This is a genomic window from Streptomyces sp. V3I8 (assembly GCF_030817535.1).
GTDB lineage: Bacteria > Actinomycetota > Actinomycetes > Streptomycetales > Streptomycetaceae > Streptomyces.
In genome coordinates this window covers 7562332-7580947 of the sequence record NZ_JAUSZL010000002.1, presented here as the reverse complement: position 1 = coordinate 7580947, position 18616 = coordinate 7562332, and the positions used below count along the sequence as shown (strand labels likewise).

Here is an 18616-nt window from a genome sequence, read left to right as displayed (position 1 = left end):
TAGGCGGGCGCGGGCGGTCGCGCAGGGATGCCCGCGTCATTGCGGACACGTGTTCGCGGGATCCCGGGCCGGCGGCCGGTCCACGGTGCCCAGGAAGCGCACGTGCGGCCGTCCGTCGGCGCCCTCGCGCGTCACGGCGGCCCGGACTCCGTACACCCCGGCGATGAGCTCCTCGGTGAGGACGTCGCCCGGGGTTCCGGCGGCCACCACGGATCCCTCGCGCAGGACGACGAGTTGGTCGCAGTACATCGCCGCGAGGTTCAGGTCGTGCAGGGCGACGACGCTGGTGACCGGGAGCGAGGTGACGAGGGTCAGCAGGTCGAGCTGGTGCTGGATGTCGAGGTGGTTGGTCGGTTCGTCCAGGAGAAGTTCGCGGGGTTCCTGGGCCAGGGCGCGGGCGATCTGCACGCGTTGGCGTTCGCCGCCGGAGAGGGTGTGCCACGACTGGCGGGCGCGGTCGGTGAGGCCGGTGCGGGCCAGCGCCTCCCGGACGGCCTTCTCGTCGGCGCCGGACGGGGGTGTCCAGGCGCGGCGGTGCGGGACACGGCCGAGGCGTACGACGTCCAGGACGCTCAACTCGACCTGTGTGTCGGCCTGTTGCTCGACCACCGCGACACGGCGGGCGATGTCGCGGCGGCCCAGGTCGGCGAGCGGGCGGCCGTCGAGGGTGACGACGCCCGAGGCCGGGGCGAGGACGCCGGCGAGCAGCCGCAGGAGGGTGGACTTGCCGGAACCGTTCGGGCCGAGGAGGCCGACGGTGGCGCCGGGGGCGGGGCCGATGCTGACGCCGTCCAGGATGACGCGGCCGTCGGCGGTACGGGTGACGCGCCGGGCCCGGAGTCCCGCAGCCGGTACGGCCGCCTCCTTCGCGGCGCCGTCGGTGTGCGCGCTCGTCATCGCGTCCTCCGGGTCCGGTACAGCACCAGTACGAACACCGGTACGCCGATGAGCGAGGTGACCACGCCGACGGGCACCTCCTGGGGATCGAGGACGGTACGGGCCAGGGTGTCCACCCACACCAGGAACACCGCGCCGGTGAGGGCGGCGACCGGCAGCAGCCGCGCGTGGCCGGAGCCCACCAGCGCCCGGGCCGCGTGCGGCAGGACGAGGCCCACGAAGCCGATGGCGCCCGCCGAGCTGACCAGCGCGGCCGTCAGGAGGGCCGTCGCGCACAGCAGCACCAGCCGGGTGCGGGCCACGGACACCCCGAGGCTTGCGGCGGCGTCCTGGCCGAAGGCGAACGCGTCGAGCGTGCGCGCGTACGCCAGGCAGACCACCAGGGCGACCGCCAGCACCGCGGCGCAGACCCAGACGTCGGTCCAGCCGACGCCGCCCAGCGAGCCGAGCAGCCAGAACAGCACGCCCCGGGTGGTCTCGGCGTCGGCGGCGGTCATCACGACGAAGGAGGTGAGGGCGGAGAAGAGCTGCATCGCGGCGACGCCGCTGAGCACGACCCGGTCCGTCGTCCCGCCGAGGGTGTGGCTGAGCAGCAGGACCAGACCGAACGAGAGGAGCGCGCCGAGGAACGCGCCCCCGGACACGGACAGCAGGCCGCCGCCGGCCCCGAGGACGACCACGAGGACCGCGCCGGTGGAGGCGCCCGAGGACACCCCGAGGACGAACGGGTCGGCGAGGGGGTTGCGCAGCAGGGACTGCATGACCGCGCCGCACACGGCCAGTCCGGCGCCGCAGACGGCGGCCAGGAGGGTGCGCGGCAGCCGCAGCTGCCAGACGATCCCGTCCCGGACGGGGCTCAACCGCGTGCCGCCCCGGCCGAGATGGGCCGCGACCACGGACCAGACGTCACCGACACCGATGTCCGCGGGGCCGATCGTGATCGCGAGGGCGACGGAGCCGACGAGCAGGGCCCCACCGGCCGCGCAGAGTGTTCCCACGCGCGGCCGGGTCACCCCGCGAGCCCGAACTCCCGCAGGGCGGCGGCCACCCGCTCGACGCCCTCGACGGTACGGATGGTCGGGTTCAGCGCCTGTCCGCTGAGCAGGACGTACCGCTTCTTCCTGACGGCGGTCATGTTCCTGGTGACCGGGTCGGACTCCAGGAACTCGATCTTCTTCCTCGCGGACTCGGCGGTCTGCGACCTGCGGGTCAGGTCGCCGATGACCAGGACGTCGGGGTCGCGGTCGGCCACCGTCTCCCAGTTGATCTGGGGCCATTCCTCGTGGGTGTCGTCGAAGACGTTCCTCGCGCCCAGCGCCCGGGTCATGATGCCGGGGGATCCGCAGCAGCCCGCCATGTAGGGCGACGCGGAGTTGGCGAACCAGAAGAGGAGGGAGACGCCGGAGGCGTCGACGCCCGAGGTGGCCTTCGCCATCCGCCGCTCCAGTCCGGCGACGAGCTCGTCGCCCCTGTCCTCGACGCCGAAGATCCTGGCCAGGTCGTGTATCTCGCCGTAGACGGCGTCGATGCCGAGCGGTTTCGCGCGGGCGCCGTCGCCGTCTCCGGTGTTGTCCTTGCCCGCGCAGTCGGAGGGCGCGACGTACGCGGGTACGCCGAGCTTCTCGAACTGCTCCCGGGTGGCGACGCCTCCCTTGCCGAGCGTGGACGCGAACGAGGCGGCCACGAAGTCGGGGTCGGCGTCCAGGACCCGTTCGAAGGAGGGGCTGTTGTCGGCGATGCGCGGCACCTGCGCATCGGCCTTCTCCAGGCCCTTCAGCACGGGATCGGTCCAGGTCGCGGTGCCGGCCATGCGGTCGGCGAGACCCAGCGACAGCATGATCTCGGCGGCACCCTGGTTGAGGGCCACGGCCCGCCGGGGCGGGGACTCCACGCGTACGGTGTGGCCGCAGTCGTCCAGGGTGACGGCGGCCGCTCCGGCCTCGGCACCGGGCGGGTCGGCCGCTCCGCAGCCGGTCAGCAGGACGGCGCCGCACAGGAGCAGGGCAGCGGGGCGGGCGGGGCGTGCGAAGGGCACGGAAGTTCCTCGGGCGTCGAGGGCTCGGACGCGGAGCCCGGTCGTACGGTGCTCCCCCGCCGTCCGGTGACCGCGGAGGCCGCCAGCAGGTCTTCGGACTCGGGTTCACCCGGACGGAGCGCCTTCCCGGACCGTCGTTCCGGTCCAGTGGCCGATGCCCCGCCCGTCACCCTCACCGCTGCGCGTCAGCTCCGGATTCGCACCGGATTCCCTGACCCACGTACATGGGTTCGACTGGCTTCCGCAAGCTATCACGGCGGTTTTCGGGCCGGGGCGGCGGTGCGCGGGCACCGTCGCGGACATCCGTCGGGCGCCTCGGCGGACCGTTGCCGGACACCGCGGCGGACACGTGTCGGGCACCGTGCGGGAATCAGCGTGCCGCGCCCGCTGTTGTCGGGCGCAACAGCACCCGTCCGTAAGTCCACGCAAGTCCACGCAAGTCCAGGAGGCCCCTCGTGTACGGCGATCCGGCAACGATCCGCAAGATCCTCACCTAGCGCGGCGACACCTGGGCGGTCGTCGGTCTCTCGTCGAACGAGGGGCGCGCCGCGTACGGCGTCGCGGCCGTGCTCAAGCGCTACGGCAAGCGGGTGGTCCCGGTCCACCCGAAGGCCGAGACGGTCCACGGGGAGAAGGGGTACGCCTCCCTGGCCGACATCCCCTTCCCGGTCGACGTCGTCGACGTGTTCGTCAACAGCGACCTCGCGGGCTCCGTCGCCGACGAGGCGGTCGCCATCGGCGCCGGGGCCGTCTGGTTCCAGCTCGGCGTGATCGACGAGGGCGCCTACGAACGCACCCGGACGGCCGGTCTCGACATGGTCATGGACCGCTGCCCGGCGATCGAGATTCCCCGCCTGGGCTGACCCGGCGCGGCGGCGGTTCGAAGGCCGAGCCGCCGGACCAGGCGGGCCGGTCCGTACGGGAAGCGGGTGCCCGGCGGGACGCGGTCCGGTTCCAGTCGCCGTCCCCGAGGACCAGCAGCGGGTCGAACATCACGACCACCGCGGCGAGCACCAGGAAGAGGACCGGGCCGATGAGCATCGGCAGCAGGAGCGAGTGGGCGGAACCGCCCGTGCCCGGTCCGCCTACCGCGCCGTGCAGGTGCACGCTGACGGCCGCCATGCCCGTGTAGTGCATTCCGGACACGGCGCCTCCCATGACCAGGCTCGCACCGAGGCTGGTCAGGAAGCCGCGGATCGCGACCGCCGCCCAGAGCGCGGCGGTCGCCGCGACGAGGGCGATCAGGACGGACAGCGCGACGGTGGCGGTGTCGTACCGCAGGCCGCCGTTCAGACGGATGGCGGCCATGCCGATGTAGTGCATGGCCGCGACACCGAGGCCGGTGAAGACGCCCGCGACGAGCAGGGTCGTGGTGCCCGCGCCGCGGTAGCCGACGGCGAACACGCCGATACCGACCACGGCGATCGCCACCAGGAGGCTGAGGACCGTCAGGCCGACGTCGTAGCGGATGTCGCTCTCCTCGACCTGGAACCCGATCATCGCGATGAAGTGCATCGTCCAGATCCCGCAGCCGATCGAGGCCGCGCCGAGCGCGAGCCAGCCCGGTTTCCACGACCTGTCGTCGTGCAGGGACCGGGTGACGCAGCGCAGCCCCAGAGCGGCTCCCAGACAGGCCATGACATAGGCCGTGAGCGGCGTGACCATGCCATAACTGAATCCGTCGACCGTACCTTGCATATGCCAACATCCCCCCGAAATTGGACTGTGCGGGGACAGATGTACGTGCCGTGACGGGGCGGAAGCAAGGGGTTTCGTTCAAATTGCAGTTAACGATGCGCCCGACCGGTTACTTCCGGTCACAGACGGACTTCTTTGAGCCGGAAGGACCCGTTCTGGTGACGCGCTCTCACGACTGTGGCTTGGACGTGATCGTGAACTGGGCCCCGTCGGGGTCGCGCAGCACCGCCTCCGTGGCACTCGCCCCGTCCTGGACCGTGCCCCCGTGGGACAGCGCGGCACGGACACAGGCGTCGACGTCGGCGACCGCGAAGTGGACCTGCCAGTGCGGCCGGATCGTCGGGTCGGGGGCCGCCTCCACCGCGCCCGAGTGGATACGGGCCACCACGTCGCCCTCGCTGCGCAGGACCACCTCGTCGCCGTCGTAGTGCACCTCGCAGCAGCCGGGTCGCGCGGTCGCCCACCGCAGCACCTCGCCGTAGAACATGGCGGCGTCGAAGGCGTTGCGCGTGTGCAGCCGCAGGAAAGCGGGGGCGGCCCGCCGCCAGGTCTCCCAGCCGACCACCAGCCGGCCCTCCCAGATGCCGAAGACGGCTCCGTCGCGGTCCGCCAGCAGGGCCGCCCGGCCCGGCGGGAAACCGATCGGGCCGACCGCGGTCGTGCCGCCGCGCTCCTGACCGCGGGCCACCGCCTCGTCGGCGCTCTCCACGGCGAAGTACGGGGTCCAGGTGACGGCCATCTGCCACCTGGAGGCCACGGCGGCGATGCCCGCGACGGGCACCCCGTCCGCGTAGGCGATCCGGAAGCGGTCCATCAGCGAGGCCGTCCGGAAGCGCCAGCCGAGCACCGCCCCGTAGAAGTCCTCGGCGGCCTGCTGGTCCCGGGCCGTCAGGCTGACCCAGCACGGGGCACCCGCCACCGAGTGGCTGGAGACGACGTCGTTGCGGACTTTTGCGTCGCTGTTCATGGCAGTACCGTTCCTGAATTCGTGCCGAGGGCGTGGCCGGACGTCCGGCGGCGTCGAAAGCGGCGCCGGGCCGTGATTCCGTCCCCCTCAGCATCTCCCGCTCCCGCCCTCCGCGCCCGGAGGCGGGCTGGGGCTCGCGCCCCGAGTACCCGGGGAACGGGCCCCAAACAGGACGGCGGGCGGGGCCGCCCAGTCGTGCGCCGGCCGGTCGCGCAGCCGGTGGCCGGCCAGCTCCAGGGCCTCGTCCACGACCCGCCGCAGGTGCCCGTCGCGCAGCGAATAGATCACCCGGCGGCCCGCCTTGCGCGTGTTGACGAGACCCGCCGGCCGCAGTCGGGCCAGGTGCTGGCCGACGGCCGGACGGGCCGCGCCGCACCGCTCGGTCAGCGTCGTGACGTCCGCCTCGCCCTCGGCCGGGGCGTGCAGCAGGACGAGCCTGGTGCGGTCCCCAGCAGGGCCAGGAGTTCGGCGACGAGGGCGAACCGCTCCTCGCCCGGGGTGCGGCCCACCACACGCCGGTCCGCCTCACGGCCGGTTGACCCGCGGGAGCTCCGGAGAAGTCCCGCCGGAGGTCAGGACGGAGGTCGGGACGGAAGCCGAGACGGGGAGGTCAGGACGGAAGCCGGGACGGGGAGGTCAGGACGGGGAGGTCAGTCGACCCCGAGTCCTTCCAGCACCACGGCGTTCGGCAGCTCCGCGAAAGCCTTCCCGGGCACGAGGAGCTTTCCGCGTCGCCGCCCGCTGCCCACCAGCACGTACGGCAGGTCGACGACGGCCGAGTCGATCAGCACGGGCCAGTCGGCGGGCAGTCCGATCGGGGTGATGCCGCCGTACTCCATGCCGGTCTCGCCGGTCGCCGTGTCCATCGGCGCGAACGACGCCTTGCGGGCACCGAGCTGACGCCGGACCACGCCGTTGACGTCGACGCGGGTGGCGGACGGCACCACGCAGGCGGCGAGCGTGGTCGCACCGCCGCGCCTGCCCGCGACGACCACGCAGTTCGCCGACCGGTCCAGGAGTTCCGGCCCGTAGTGCTCGAGGAAGGTGGCGGTGTCGGCCCACTCGGGCTCGGTGTCGACGTACACGATCTGCTCGGCGGGGACGCCGCCGCGCCAGCCGCGTACGGCGTCGGCGACCGGGCCGGTCAGCACGTCGAGGCGTTCGGGAGCGGGCGTGGCGTCGTCGAAGTGTCCGATGGGTGCGCGCATGAGCGCACGCTAACAGCCGTGCGAACGGCCGCCGCCGCAGGCCCGGCACACCTCTTCACCGCGGGTCCCGGCGCGGATCACCGAGCCCCTCCGAAGAGCCCGCAGGCGCCTCAGTGCACGCCGGGGACCGACACGGCCATGACCATCTCCACCGGCACGTCACCGGCGTTGCCGTACGTGTGGGGGGTGTTGGCCTCGAAGGAGGCGCTCGCGCCGGCCGGGACGCGGTACTCCACGCCGTCGACGGTGAGCGCCAGCTCCCCCTTCGTCACGTGGATGAGTTCGACCGTGCCCGTGGGGTGCGGGTCCGAGGGGCTGCCCTCGCCCGGCATCAGCAGCCAGTCCCACATCTCCAGCGGACCGGGCGCCTCCGTGCCCGCGAGGAGACGGTTGTAGCTGCCGGCGTCGGTGTGCCAGAGCCGGACGGCCTGCTCGGCCGGGACGATCCGGACCTTCGGGCCCTGCTCGTAGTCGAGCAGGGTGGTGATGCTGATGCCGAGCGCGTCGCCGATCTTGACGACGGTACCGAGGCTGGGATTGGTCCGGGCCTGCTCGATCTGGATGAGCATGCCGCGGCTGACCGCGGCGCGGGCGGCGAGCGTGTCCAGGGTGAAGCCGCGCTCGGTGCGCCAGCGCTTGACGTTGCGCGCCAGTGACTGGGTCAGCAGATCGAGGTCCGACACATTCCGTCCAATATTATGGATGACAGAGTTCAATGGACTGAACTACGGTGGGGTGCACCGGATTGTTCACCGAACTGTACTGCGAGGGCCCGATGACAGCACTGTTCGCCCTGGCCACCAGCCTCCTGTGGGGGCTGGCCGACTTCGGCGGCGGACTGCTGGCGCGGCGCACCCCCGCGCTGACGGTGGTGGTCGTCTCGCAGACCGTCGCCGCCCTCGTCCTGGGCGCGATCGTCCTCGTGACACAGGCCTGGGGCGCGGCGGGCCCCCGGTTGTGGTTCGCGGTGGCGGCAGGGCTCGTGGGGCCCGTCGCGATGCTGGCCTTCTACAAGGCGCTCGCGCTCGGTCCGATGGGGGTCGTCTCACCGCTCGGTTCGCTCGGGGTCGCCGTGCCGGTGGGGATCGGGCTCGTCCTCGGGGAGCGCCCCGGGCCCGTGCGGTGCGCGGGTATCGCGGTCGCAGTCGTGGGCGTCCTGCTGGCGGGCGGCCCGCAGTTCAGGGGCGCGCCCGTGCAGCGGCGGGCCGTCCTGCTCACCCTGCTCGCGGCGTTCGGCTTCGGCGCGGTGATGGCTCTCATCGCCGAGGCCTCGTCCACACTCACCGGCCTTTTCCTGGCGTTGTTCGTCCAGCGCGTCACCAACGTCGTCACGGGCGGCACCGCCCTGTACGTCCGTGTCCGGCGCGGCGGCCCGGCCCGCCCGCGGATCGCCCGGGGCCGGCAGGTCCCCCTGGGGGCCCTGCCGGCCTTCGCGTTCGTCGGTCTCGCCGATGTCGCCGCCAACGGCACGTACGCGCTGGCCGCCCAGCGCGGTCCGGTCGCCGTGGCCGCCGTCCTCGCCTCGCTCTACCCGGTGGTCACGGCCCTCGCGGCGCGCGGTTTCCTCGGTGAGCGGTTGCGGGGTGCGCAGGCCGCGGGGGCGGGGCTCGCGCTCGTCGGGACGGTGCTGCTGGCCACGGGCTGAGCCCCGCCCACCGGCCCCCGGCCGGGCCTTGGGCCGGTGTGTCGGCTGCGGGTGCGTCGTGGCTGGGCGCGCAGTTCCCCGCGCCCCTTCGGGCGCACCCTCGGGAGCGCGCCTGCGGAGTCCGGGGTCAGGGCTTCGCGCGTGCGTCCTCGTGGGTGTCCTCGATGGCGCGCAGTGCGGCGATGCCCTGCGCGTCCAGGTCGGACAGGGCGAGCAGTTGCTCGGGGGTGACCCCGTCGGGGATCGGCACCGGCGCCGGTGTGCGCAGCGGTGGCTGCCAGCCGTCGTCGGGGGTCCAGCGGCGCACGACGCGGGCCGGCGCTCCGGCCACCACCGCGTGGTCGGGTACGGCACCGCGCACCACCGCGCCGGCCGCCACCACCACGTTCCGCCCGATCCTCGCCCCCGGCAGGATCACCGCCCCCGTGCCGATCCAGCAGCCGGGCCCGATCTCCACCGGCTCCATCCGCGGCCACTGCTTGCCGATCGGCTCCTGCGGGTCGTCGTACGAGTGGTTCGTGGACGTCACGTACACATAGGGCCCGAAGTAGCAGTCGCTGCCGATCGTGACCGTCGTGTCGGCGATGACGTGGCTGCCGCGGCCGAGGACGACGCCGTTGCCGACGCGGAGTATGGGCTCGGGGCCGAGGTCGAGGTCCGGCATCAGTCCGGCGGTCAGCGTGACCTGTTCGGCGATGATGCAGTGGTCGCCGAGGTGGATCCACGGTTCACCGAAGACCGTGCCCTGCGGGAAGGCGAGCCTGGTCCCCGCCCCCAGCGCGCCGAAGCGCAGCCGTCCGGGCCGCTCGGCGGTCACCGCGCCCGTCCGCTGCACCCAGGCCCAGCCCGCGTGGACGGTCCGCTGCGCGAGGCGGCTCCGCCAGGACGAGAACGTGTTCTTGCTTCTGGGCACCCGCTCACCGTACTCAGCGGCACGTCCGCCCGAGAGTTCGCGGAGCTGTGATCTTCGCCCCACCGTCGTCCGTCCGGCGTCCGGCGTCCGGCGTCCGGCGTCCGGCGTCCGGCGTCTGGTGTCTGGTGTCCGGCGTCTGGTGTCTGGTGTCCGGCGTCTGGTGTCTGGTGTCCGGCGTCTGGTGTCTGGTGTCTGGTGTCCGGCGTCTGGTGTCTGGTGTCCGGCGTCTGGTGTCCATCCGTCCATCCGTCCGCCCGTCGTCGCTCCGTCGCGCGGTACTTCACCCGCGGCGGATGATGCGCGCACGACCTGGCGGAGGTCCGCTGACGGTATGACCCTGTACCGCGTCCTCCGTCCCGTCGACACCGCGCAACGCCTGGCGCGGTGCGCGCTGGGGACGGTCTCCGACGTCACCGACACGCTGATCCGCGCACTGACGTCCGCGGTCGTCGAGCGCCTGGACCTGGACGACCTCGTGTCCCGCGTCGACGTGAACCGGGTGGCGGACCGGGTGGACGTCGACCGGATCGCCGACCGCGTGGACGTGAACCGCGTCGCCGGCCGGGTCGACGTGAACGTGGTCGCCGAGCGCATCGACGTCGACCACGTGGCCGCCCGCGTCGACGTGGACCGGGTGGTTGCCCGCGTCGACGTGGACCGGATCGCCGACCGGGTCGACGTCGACCGGGTCGCGAGCCGTCTCGGTCTCGACGCCGTGCTCGCCCGACTCGATCTGGCCGTGCTCACCAAGGGCGTGCTGGAGGAGATCGACCTCGGACGGATCGTCCGCGACACGAGCGGCGGGATGGCCGGGGAGACCGTCAACGGGTTCCGGACGCGGAGCATGCGCGCGGACCGGATGGTCAACCGCCTCGCCGACCGTCTGCTGCACCGGCCCGATCCGCTCCCGGCGGCGGCCGAGGAGGCCGGGGCCGTGGAGAGCGGGTCCGCCGCGGCGGAGTCCGGGACCGGGCCGCCGTGCGAGCCGGCGCGATGACGGGGGCGGAGCGGAACCCGGCTCAGGACACGGCGGGGCTCGTGTCACGGGCCCTGGCGGGCCTGGCCGACGCGCTGGTGGTGGCCGGGCTCGGTCTCGGCGTACAGGTCGGGACCGCCGCCCTGCGCGTGCTCGTCACCGGCCCGCCGTTCCGTCTGCCCGACCCACCGCTGTGGCTGTCCGGGGCGTGCGGGTGGGCCCTCGCCCTGCTCTACCTCGGCGGCAGCTGGACCCTGACCGGGAGCACCGTGGGTGACCGGCTGCTGGGCCTGCGCGTCACGGGCCGCTCGGGCCGGCTCCTGGGCGTACCGCGTGCCCTGTCGCGGGCGGCGCTGTGCCTGGTGCTCCCGCCGGGACTGCTGTGGATCCCGCTGAGCAGGCGCCGCGCCTCGGTCCAGGACCTCGTCCTGTCCACCGTCGTCCGCTACGACCGCCCGCGGCCCGCGGCCCGTGCCTCGTCGCCCGCGACCCGCAGCCCGTGAACCAGTCGTCCGCGGCCCCGCAGCCCGCGAGCCGCCGTCCATGAACCGGGGACTCAGGCCTCCGGCCGGGCCGGCGCGGTCCGTCCGCCGGGCAGCAGCGCCGCGGCGCCCAGTCCGCCGAGGCCGACGAAGGCCAGTACGCCCAGCGCCACGGCGTACGGTCCGGCGGCGGGGTCGGCGACGAGGATCGTGCCCGCGATCGCCGTGCCGAGCGACGAGCCGAGGTTCGACACGCTGCGGGACAGCCCCGAGATCTCGCCCTGCCGCTCCTCGCCGAAGCTCGACTGGACCACGTTGACCGACGGGGTGAGCATCGCGCCGCACCCCAGTCCGATGAGGAGCAGTCCCGGTGTGGACGCCCAGGCGCTCTGCGAGTCCGAGGCGAGCGCGATGAGCAGGCAGATCCCGCAGATCGTGACGGCGAAGCCCACCATGATGAGCGTCCGCTGCGACCACCGCTCCACCAGGCGCTCGGCGGCGAGCGACGCCGTGAGCAGGCCCAGGGTGGCCGCGGTGAAGATCACACCGGTCCCTATCGCGTCGTACCCGCGCACCACCTGGAGGTACGCGGCCACCACGAACGACACCCCCATCAGCATCAGCCACTGGGCGTGCTGGGTGAGGAGTCCGAGGTTGGACGTGCGGTCGCGGAACAGGCTCGTCGAGAACAGCGGTTCCCGGCCGGAGCGCTCCTTCGCGCGCACCCAGCGGAAGAGCCACACCAGGACGAGCACGCCGAGCACCAGCAGGGCGGCCATCAGCCAGCCGTTGTCGTCGGCGGCGAGGATGCCCATGACGACGAGGACCAGGCCGACCGCGGACAGGACCGCTCCGCCGATGTCGAAGTGGCGGTCCGGTTCGGGAGGCAGGGGGTCCTGGACGTGCCGGCTGAGCACGATGATCAGCGCGACCACGACCGCCTGGAAGACGAAGGCGGCCCGCCAGCCGATCGCCGAGGCGATGAGCCCGCCGATCAGGGGGCCCGCCGCGGCACCGACGCCGCCCAGTGCCATGACGGTCCCGAACGCGCGGGCGCGGGAGGTCAGGTCGGTGAACAGGAGCGTGGTGAGGATGTAGACGGGCGGGATGAGCAGGGCCGTGCCGACCCCCTGGAGGATCGAGTAGCCGAGGGTGAGGACGCCGAGGCCCGGGGCGAGCGCGCTGAGCACGGCTCCCACTCCGTAGACGCAGAGGCCGGCGAGGAAGCAGCGTTTGCGGCCGTAGCGGTCGGTCAGCTTGCCGCCCGGGATCATCAGTGCCGCCATCGTCAGCAGGAAGAGCGTGATCACGGTCTGCACGCCCTGGACGGTGGTGTCCAGGTCCTCGCTGATGTCGTTGATCATGACGTTCATGTTGGAGCCGGCGTAACTGCAGATGAACTGGGCGAGGGCGAGCGGTGCCAGGACGCGTCGCGCGACGCTCCGCGACTGTCCCGAGGACCCTGTTTCTGAGGGCGTGGGCGGCATGGCCATGTCGGCTCCCGGACATTCGGATGCGGATATCGTCGGCGGCGGCCGATCGCCCGTCATCACCCTTGCGAGGTGACGACGGGCATCTGTGCGACGGGGTAGAAGTCGTGGGTGGAGGACCGGGCGGAGGACTGCGATGGCAGGTGACAGGAAGCGCGTTCCGAGCGTCCTGCCCGGGTTGCGCACGCTCTCGGGCTACCGGCGGGAATGGCTCGCCAAGGACGTCGTCGCGGGCGTCGTCCTCACCACGCTGCTCGTGCCGCAGGGCATGGCGTACGCGGAACTGGCGGGCCTGCCGGCGATCACCGGCCTGTACACGTCCGTCCTGTGCCTGCTGGCCTACGCCGTGTTCGGTCCGTCCCGGATCCTGGTGCTCGGCCCGGACTCCTCGCTGGGGCCGATGATCGCCGCGACGGTGCTGCCCCTGATCGTCGCCGGCGGGGACAGCGGACGGGCCGTGGCACTGGCCTCGATGCTCGCCCTCATGGTCGGGGCGATCACGTTCCTGGCGGGTGTGGCCAAGCTCGGCTTCATCGCCGACCTGATCTCCAAGCCCACGATGATCGGTTACATGAACGGCCTGGCCCTGACCATCCTGATCGGCCAGCTGCCGAAGCTGCTGGGCTTCAAGACGGACGCGGACGGGCTGGTCGGCGAGGTGGGCGCGCTCGTCCAGGGGCTGGCCGACGGGAAGGCGGTACCCGCGGCGGTGGCCGTGGGAGGGGCCGGCATCGTCCTGATCCTGGTCCTGCAGCGGCTGCTGCCGAAGGTGCCCGCGGTCCTCGTCATGGTCCTGCTGGCGATCGCCGCGGCGTCGCTCCTCGACCTGGGCCGGCACGGCGTGGGCCTGGTCGGCGAACTGCCGCGGGGCTTCCCGCCGCTGACGGTCCCGGGCATCCGGTGGAGCGACGTCGGCCCGCTCTTCGTCGGCGCCCTCGGGATCGCGCTCGTCTCGCTCGCCGACACCATCTCCAACGCCTCGGCGTTCGCCACCCGCACGGGGCAGGAGGTCCGCGGCAACGAGGAGATGATCGCGATCGGCACGGCGAACATGGCGGCCGGCCTCTTCCAGGGCTTCCCGGTCAGCACGAGCGGGTCCCGGACGGCGGTGGCCGAGCGGGCCGGTGCCAGGACCCAGCTCACGGGCGTCGTCGGCGCCGGCCTGATCGTCCTGATGCTGGTGCTGCTGCCTGGGCTGTTCCGCAACCTGCCCCAGCCCGCGCTGGCCGCGGTGGTCGTCACGGCGTCGCTGTCCCTGGCCGACCTCTCCGGGACGGTACGGCTGTGGCACCAGCGCAAGGCGGAGTTCTTCCTCTCGATCGCCGCCTTCCTGGGCGTGGCCCTGCTCGGCGTGCTGCCTGGTATCGCGGTCGCGGTCGGCCTGTCGATCCTCAACGTCTTCCGGCGGGCCTGGTGGCCGTACAACACCGTGCTGGGCCGGGTGCCGGGGCTCGAGGGCTTCCACGACGTCCGTTCCTACCCGGAGGCCGAACACCTGCCCGGACTGGTGATCCACCGCTTCGACGGTCCGCTGTTCTTCGCCAACGCCAAGGCCTTCCGCAACGAGGTGACGCGGCTGACCCGTGGGGAGTCGCCGCCCGTCTGGGTACTGATCGCGGCCGAGCCCGTCACCGACGTGGACACCACGGCGGCCGACGAGCTGGAGGAGCTGGACGAGGAGCTCAACGAGCGGGGCGTGAGCCTGGTGTTCGCCGAGCTCAAGGACCCGGTGCGGCGCAAGATCGAGCGCTACGAGCTGACCCGCACCATCGACCCGGGGCACTTCTTCCCCACCATCGAGGCCGCGGTCGCCGCCTTCCGTGAACGGACCGGCGCCGACTGGACGGCATCGGAACCGACACCGCCGGACGCGACGGCCGACCGGGCGCCGACGGATGCGACGGCGGCGGATGCGGCGGCGGCGGATGCGGCGGCGGCGGATCCGCCGCCGGAGGACGCCGCCGCCGGTCACTCGCCGCGCGGCGAGTGACCGGCGGGGTCCGGTTCCCGGCAGGTGTCCTCAGCCGTCGACGGGTCCGAGCGCGAAGACGTGCGTGCCCCACGCGGGCAGGTCGACGAACAGGCCCGGACCGCCCAGTTCGGCGCCGGGGCGCAGGTGCCGGGCTCCGTCGAGCAGTCCCGTCACGGTCAGGTCGCCGGTACCGAGGTCGGACCACGGCAGCCGGATCCTCGCCTGGGCCGGGTGTCCGGAGAGGTTGACCACCGTCAGGAACCGCCCCGCCCCGCCCGACCAGCACCAGGCGAGCAGGTCCCGGTGCGAGTCGTTGTCCGGCCAGCCCTCGCAGTCGAGGAGCCGCCACTGCCCGGTGCGCATGCCGCTGCGGTGGACGGCGGCCAGCAGTCCCTCGTGGAAGGCGCGCAGGTCCTCGTCCGGGGTCTCCTCGGGCCGTCGGTCCAGGAAGACCGGCAGCTGGGTGCGGCGGCCGGTGAACTGGCCCTCGTGCCACAGGGTCGCCCCGGGCAGCGTGGCGATCATGACCGCGGCGGCGCGCTCCTTCGCGGGGTCCATGGTGTGCGCGGCCCGCGGTTCGTCGTGGTTCTCCAGGAACCGTACGAGCCGGCGCTGGTAGTCCTCACCCGCCGTCAGGTGCCCCCGGACGGATTCGGCGCCCTCGTGCAGCAGCCGGTCGTAGAACCGCTTGTCGTAGCAGAAGTCGAACCCCTGCTGCTGCAGCTCCCGTTCGAGGTCCCAGTACGCCTCGGCGACGAAGATCATGCCGGGGTGCCGTCGCCGTACGCCGGAGAGGACCGTGGGCCAGAACTCCTCCGCGGGCCGCTTTCCGGCCCGCTCCCCCCAGGTCCGGGCGAAGACGTCGTTCGTCATCAGCATCGCCATGTCGCAGCGGACCCCGTCGCACAGGTCGCCGATCCGCGTCAGCACGTCCGTGGTGGCCGCGCGCAGGGCGGGCGCGAACGCGTTGAGCTGGACCACGTCGGGCCAGGGCGGGAAGAAGGGGTCGCGGCCGCGGGCGAGGACGCCGCCCCCGACCGCGAGGTAGCCGGCCGGATCGTCGCGCAGCTCGTCCTCGCCGCCCCGCACGAAGTACTCGGGGTGCGCGGTCGTCCAGGGGCTGTCCGGCGCCACGTGGTTGGGCACGTGGTCGAGGAGCAGCCCGACGCCCCGGCCGGCGAGCTCGGCGCGCGCGGCCGCGAGGCCCTCGGTCCCGCCGAGGGCCTCGTCGACCTCGTAGCGGCGGACGCAGTACGGCGAGCCGGCGATCTCGTCCTCGCGGATGTCGGGCACGGCCCGTTTGAAGGCGGCCGTCAGCGACGGGTCCCGCAGCGCGATGTCCCGGCCCTGCGGGCTGCGCTCCCACACGCCCATGAGCCAGACGGCGTCGACGCCGTGCGGGGTGATCCGGTCCCAGGCGTCCTTCGACACGTCGGCCAGTCCCCCGCGCCGGCCGGTGCTCCGCAGGACCTCCTGGAGCCAGACCCGCGTGTTGACCTCGTGGACGACGGGCTGTGCCGGGAGTTCGGTCATGATGTCCCCTTCTTACCCGACTTCTTCCCTGTCTTCTCGTCCGGCTCCTCGTCCGGTGCCCCGGCGGCGTGCCGGCCGCGGCCGGCCAGGAAGTCGGCCGGGGTGAGCGTGCCGAAGACCGACATCAGCATGGCGACCAGGCCCGTCCAGCCGGTCTGGTGGGCGGCGCCGATCCCGGCGCCGTTGTCGCCGTGGAAGTACTCGTGGAACAGGAGCAGGTCCCGCCAGTGCGGGTCGTCCTGGAACACCTGCTGTCCTCCGTACACGGGCCTGCGCCCGTCGTCGCCGCGCAGGAAGAGCCGGGTGAGCCGGTCCGAGATCTCCTGGGCCACCTCGAAGAGGGTCATACGGACACCGGACCCGGTCGGGCACTCCACGGTGAGGTCGTCGCCGTAGAAGCCGTACAGGTTGAGCAGGGCCCGCACGACGAGGGCGTTCATGGGGAACCACACGGGGCCCCGCCAGTTGGAGTTGCCGCCGAACATCCCCGTGTCCGACTCGGCGGGGAGGTAGCCGACGTGGTACTCCTCGCCGTGCACCCAGAAGCGGTACGGGTGTTCGGCGTGGTGGCGGGAGAGGGACCTGATGCCGTACGGGCTGAGGAACTCGTCCTCGGACAGGAGGTACGAGAGCACCCGCAGCAGCTTCTTCTCGTCGACCACGGACAGCAGGCGGGGGCCGCCCGCCGCCCCTGCCCGGGCGGAGACGAGGGTGACGGAGAGCGAAGGGTGGCGGTCCGCGAACTGCCGCAGCCGCTCGCCGATGCCGGACACCCGGGCCAGTTGCGACGGCCGGAAGACGGTGGCCGCGCACAGCGGGAGCAGACCGACCATCGAGCGGACCTTGAGCCGTACGGCCTGTCCGTCGGGCAGGCGCAGGACGTCGTAGTAGAACCCGTCCTCCTCGTCCCAGAGTTCGTCGCCGAGGTCGCCGACCCGGTCCATGGAGGCGGCGATCCACAGGTAGTGCTCGAAGAACTTCAGGACCAGTTCCTCGTACGCCTCGTTGTGCTCGACGAGTTCCACGGCGATCTGCAGCATCGCCTGGCAGTAGAGGGCCATCCACGCGGTGCCGTCGGCCTGTTCGAGCCGGCCACCGGTGGGCAGGGGCGCGCTGCGGTCGAAGACGCCGATGTTGTCGAGGCCGAGGAAACCGCCCTCGAAGACGTTGCGGTCGTCGGGGTCCTTGCGGTTGACCCACCAGGTGAAGTTCGTCAGGAGTTTCTGGAAGGTCCGCTCCAGGAACGCGCGGTCGGCCCGGCCGGTGGTGCGTTCCTCCATCATGTAGACGAAGTACGCGGCCCAGGCGTGCACCGGCGGGTTGACGTCGGTGAAGTTCCACTCGTACGCCGGGATCTGGCCGTTGGGGTGCAGATAGGTGTCCTTGAGGAGCAGTTCGAGCTGCTCCTTGGCGAAGCGGACGTCCACGGCCGACAGGGCCACGGCGTGGAACGCCAGGTCCCAGGCGGCGAACCAGGGGTACTCCCACTTGTCCGGCATGGAGACGATGTCGTCGCTGACCATGTGGAACCACTCGCGGTTGCGCACGCCGGGGCTCGGCATGCTCCACGGGTCCAGGCCGTGCTCGGCCAGCCAGGTCTCCAGGTCGAACAGGTAGTACTGCTTCGACCAGAGCATCCCGGCGAGCGCCTGCCGCTGCACCCGGGCCCGGTCCTCGTCCGCGCCCTCGGGGAGCAGGTCCCGGTAGAAGGCGTCGGCCTCCTCGATCCGCTCCCGGAACACCGCGTCGAAGTCGTCGCAGAGGGACGGTTCCGTGTCCGCGGGCGCGAGGCGCAGCCGCAGCGTCCTGGAGCCGCCGGCGGGGACGGTGAGGAGGTGGTGCGCGGCCGCCTTGGTGCCCTCCAGCGCCGGGTTGACGGCTCCCGCCTCCCCGTCGACGACGTACCGGCCGATGCCGTCCTTGACGTACGGGGAGGAGTTGGGCGCGTCGAAGAGCCGCTCGGTGTTCGTCTCGTTCTCCGTGAACAGCAGCGGCACCGGTCCGGCGAACCGGCAGTCGTAGACGCCGAGTCGGGGGTGCTCGGCGCGGACGGTCGCCGTTCCGGACGGGCCCTGGACCGCGCTCATCCGTGGTTTCGCCGTCCTGTCGCCGCGCTGCCACGCCCAGGTGTTGCGGAACCACAGGGTGGGCAGGACGTGCAGGTCAGCCTCGTCGGGGCCCCGGTTGACGACGGTGATCCGGGCCAGCACGTCGTCGGCCGCCGCCTTGGCGTACTCCACGGTCACGTCGAAGTAGCGGCTCTCCTCGAAGACACCGGTGTCGAGGAGTTCGTACTCGTAGTCCTGCCTGCCGCGGTCCCGGTTGACGGCCACCAGGTCGTCGTACGGGTAGGCGGCCTGCGGGTACTTGTACAGGTACTTCATGTAGGAGTGGCTCGGCGTGCTGTCGAGGTAGAAGTAGTACTCCTTGACGTCCTCGCCGTGGTTGCCCTCGCTGTTGGTGAGGCCGAAGGCGCGCTCCTTGAGGATGGGGTCGCGGCCGTTCCACAGGGTGAGGGCCAGGCACAGCCGCTGCTTGTCGTCGCAGATGCCGCCGAGTCCGTCCTCGCCCCACCGGTAGGCGCGCGACCGCGCGTGGTCGTGGGGGAAGTGCGACCAGGCGTCCCCGCCCTCGCTGTAGTCCTCCCGGACCGTGCCCCACTGACGCTCGCTCAGGTAGGGCCCCCACAACCGCCACCGTCCGCCGTCCTCGCCGGTCGGGCCGATCCGTTCACCGTTCGTCCGCGCGCTCATCCTGGCTCCCTGTCACAGGCCTACCGGGATGCGCAGTCTGTCCGGCC

General features: G+C 72.6%; 15 protein-coding genes, 2 pseudogenes and 1 riboswitch. Of the genes and pseudogenes, 5 read left to right on the top strand and 12 right to left on the bottom strand.

The genetic code is table 11. From position 1 onward, the window contains the following. Positions 1–36: 36 nt before the first annotated feature. From QFZ75_RS33645 to QFZ75_RS33635, 3 genes are read right to left on the bottom strand one after another with little or no spacing between them, the layout of a single operon-like run. Positions 37–897, bottom strand: a complete 861-nt coding sequence (locus tag QFZ75_RS33645) for an ABC transporter ATP-binding protein (protein ID WP_307542980.1) — start codon at positions 895–897, stop codon at positions 37–39. Beyond that, positions 894–1910, bottom strand: a complete 1017-nt coding sequence (locus tag QFZ75_RS33640; protein ID WP_307542978.1) for an iron ABC transporter permease — start codon at positions 1908–1910, stop codon at positions 894–896. Before QFZ75_RS33640 ends, QFZ75_RS33645 begins: the two co-directional genes overlap by 4 nt. Next, positions 1907–2932: an ABC transporter substrate-binding protein gene (locus QFZ75_RS33635; protein WP_307542976.1), complete on the bottom strand. Its 1026-nt coding sequence runs from the start codon at positions 2930–2932 to the stop codon at positions 1907–1909. The genes QFZ75_RS33640 and QFZ75_RS33635 overlap by 4 nt, the downstream gene beginning before the upstream one ends. 66 nt (positions 2933–2998) lie before the next feature. Continuing rightward, positions 2999–3186, bottom strand: a riboswitch (cobalamin riboswitch). Positions 3187–3387: 201 nt separating this feature from the next. On the opposite strand from QFZ75_RS33635, the pseudogene QFZ75_RS33630 reads away from it, so the two are divergent. After that, positions 3388–3795, top strand: a pseudogene (locus QFZ75_RS33630) (CoA-binding protein). On the opposite strand, the gene QFZ75_RS33625 reads toward QFZ75_RS33630, so the two are convergent. From QFZ75_RS33625 to QFZ75_RS33605, 5 genes and pseudogenes are all read right to left on the bottom strand, one after another. Then, the gene (locus QFZ75_RS33625) at positions 3752–4630 is read right to left on the bottom strand and encodes an MHYT domain-containing protein (protein ID WP_307542973.1); all 879 of its coding nucleotides are present in this window, start codon (positions 4628–4630) and stop codon (positions 3752–3754) included. The pseudogene QFZ75_RS33630 and the gene QFZ75_RS33625 sit on opposite strands and share 44 nt — an antisense overlap. 169 nt (positions 4631–4799) lie before the next feature. Next, complete coding sequence (locus QFZ75_RS33620; RefSeq protein WP_307542971.1) at positions 4800–5597, bottom strand: VOC family protein; 798 nt, start codon at positions 5595–5597, stop codon at positions 4800–4802. A 192-nt stretch (positions 5598–5789) separates the two neighbouring features. Next, positions 5790–6109, bottom strand: a pseudogene (locus tag QFZ75_RS33615) (ArsR/SmtB family transcription factor); the annotation flags it as partial. 138 nt (positions 6110–6247) lie between these two features. Further along, positions 6248–6805 (bottom strand): YbaK/EbsC family protein, encoded by a 558-nt coding sequence (locus tag QFZ75_RS33610; RefSeq protein ID WP_307542969.1) that lies wholly within the window; start codon positions 6803–6805, stop codon positions 6248–6250. A gap of 110 nt (positions 6806–6915) precedes the next feature. Beyond that, a complete protein-coding gene (locus tag QFZ75_RS33605) occupies positions 6916–7488 on the bottom strand; it encodes a helix-turn-helix domain-containing protein (RefSeq protein WP_307542968.1) in 573 nt (190 codons plus the stop codon). Positions 7489–7580: 92 nt separating this feature from the next. On the opposite strand from QFZ75_RS33605, the gene QFZ75_RS33600 reads away from it, so the two are divergent. Next, the gene (locus QFZ75_RS33600; protein ID WP_307544964.1) at positions 7581–8450 is read left to right on the top strand and encodes an EamA family transporter; all 870 of its coding nucleotides are present in this window, start codon (positions 7581–7583) and stop codon (positions 8448–8450) included. Positions 8451–8577: 127 nt separating this feature from the next. On the opposite strand, the gene QFZ75_RS33595 is transcribed toward QFZ75_RS33600, so the two are convergent. After that, on the bottom strand, positions 8578–9363 hold the full coding sequence (locus QFZ75_RS33595) for a DapH/DapD/GlmU-related protein (RefSeq protein WP_307542966.1): 786 nt from the start codon (positions 9361–9363) through the stop codon (positions 8578–8580). A gap of 331 nt (positions 9364–9694) precedes the next feature. Between QFZ75_RS33595 and QFZ75_RS33590 the strand changes: the two genes are divergently transcribed. Beyond that, complete coding sequence (locus QFZ75_RS33590) at positions 9695–10360, top strand: hypothetical protein (RefSeq protein ID WP_307542964.1); 666 nt, start codon at positions 9695–9697, stop codon at positions 10358–10360. 41 nt (positions 10361–10401) lie between these two features. Further along, positions 10402–10842, top strand: coding sequence for an RDD family protein (locus QFZ75_RS33585; protein ID WP_307542962.1), 441 nt, complete (start codon positions 10402–10404; stop codon positions 10840–10842). A gap of 53 nt (positions 10843–10895) precedes the next feature. Here QFZ75_RS33585 and QFZ75_RS33580 read toward each other — a convergent pair whose 3' ends face one another. Then, positions 10896–12314: an MFS transporter gene (locus QFZ75_RS33580; RefSeq protein ID WP_373465981.1), complete on the bottom strand. Its 1419-nt coding sequence runs from the start codon at positions 12312–12314 to the stop codon at positions 10896–10898. A gap of 133 nt (positions 12315–12447) precedes the next feature. Here QFZ75_RS33580 and QFZ75_RS33575 point away from each other — a divergent pair, with 133 nt between their 5' ends. Beyond that, complete coding sequence (locus tag QFZ75_RS33575) at positions 12448–14301, top strand: SulP family inorganic anion transporter (protein WP_307542961.1); 1854 nt, start codon at positions 12448–12450, stop codon at positions 14299–14301. 30 nt (positions 14302–14331) lie between these two features. Here the strand turns inward: QFZ75_RS33575 and QFZ75_RS33570 are convergent, their stop codons facing one another. Continuing rightward, the gene (locus QFZ75_RS33570) at positions 14332–15816 is read right to left on the bottom strand and encodes an alpha-amylase (protein WP_307542959.1); all 1485 of its coding nucleotides are present in this window, start codon (positions 15814–15816) and stop codon (positions 14332–14334) included. Continuing rightward, entirely contained in the window at positions 15813–18569 is a 2757-nt protein-coding gene (locus QFZ75_RS33565; protein WP_307542957.1) for a glucosidase, read from the bottom strand. The genes QFZ75_RS33570 and QFZ75_RS33565 overlap by 4 nt, the downstream gene beginning before the upstream one ends. Positions 18570–18616: the final 47 nt, after the last annotated feature.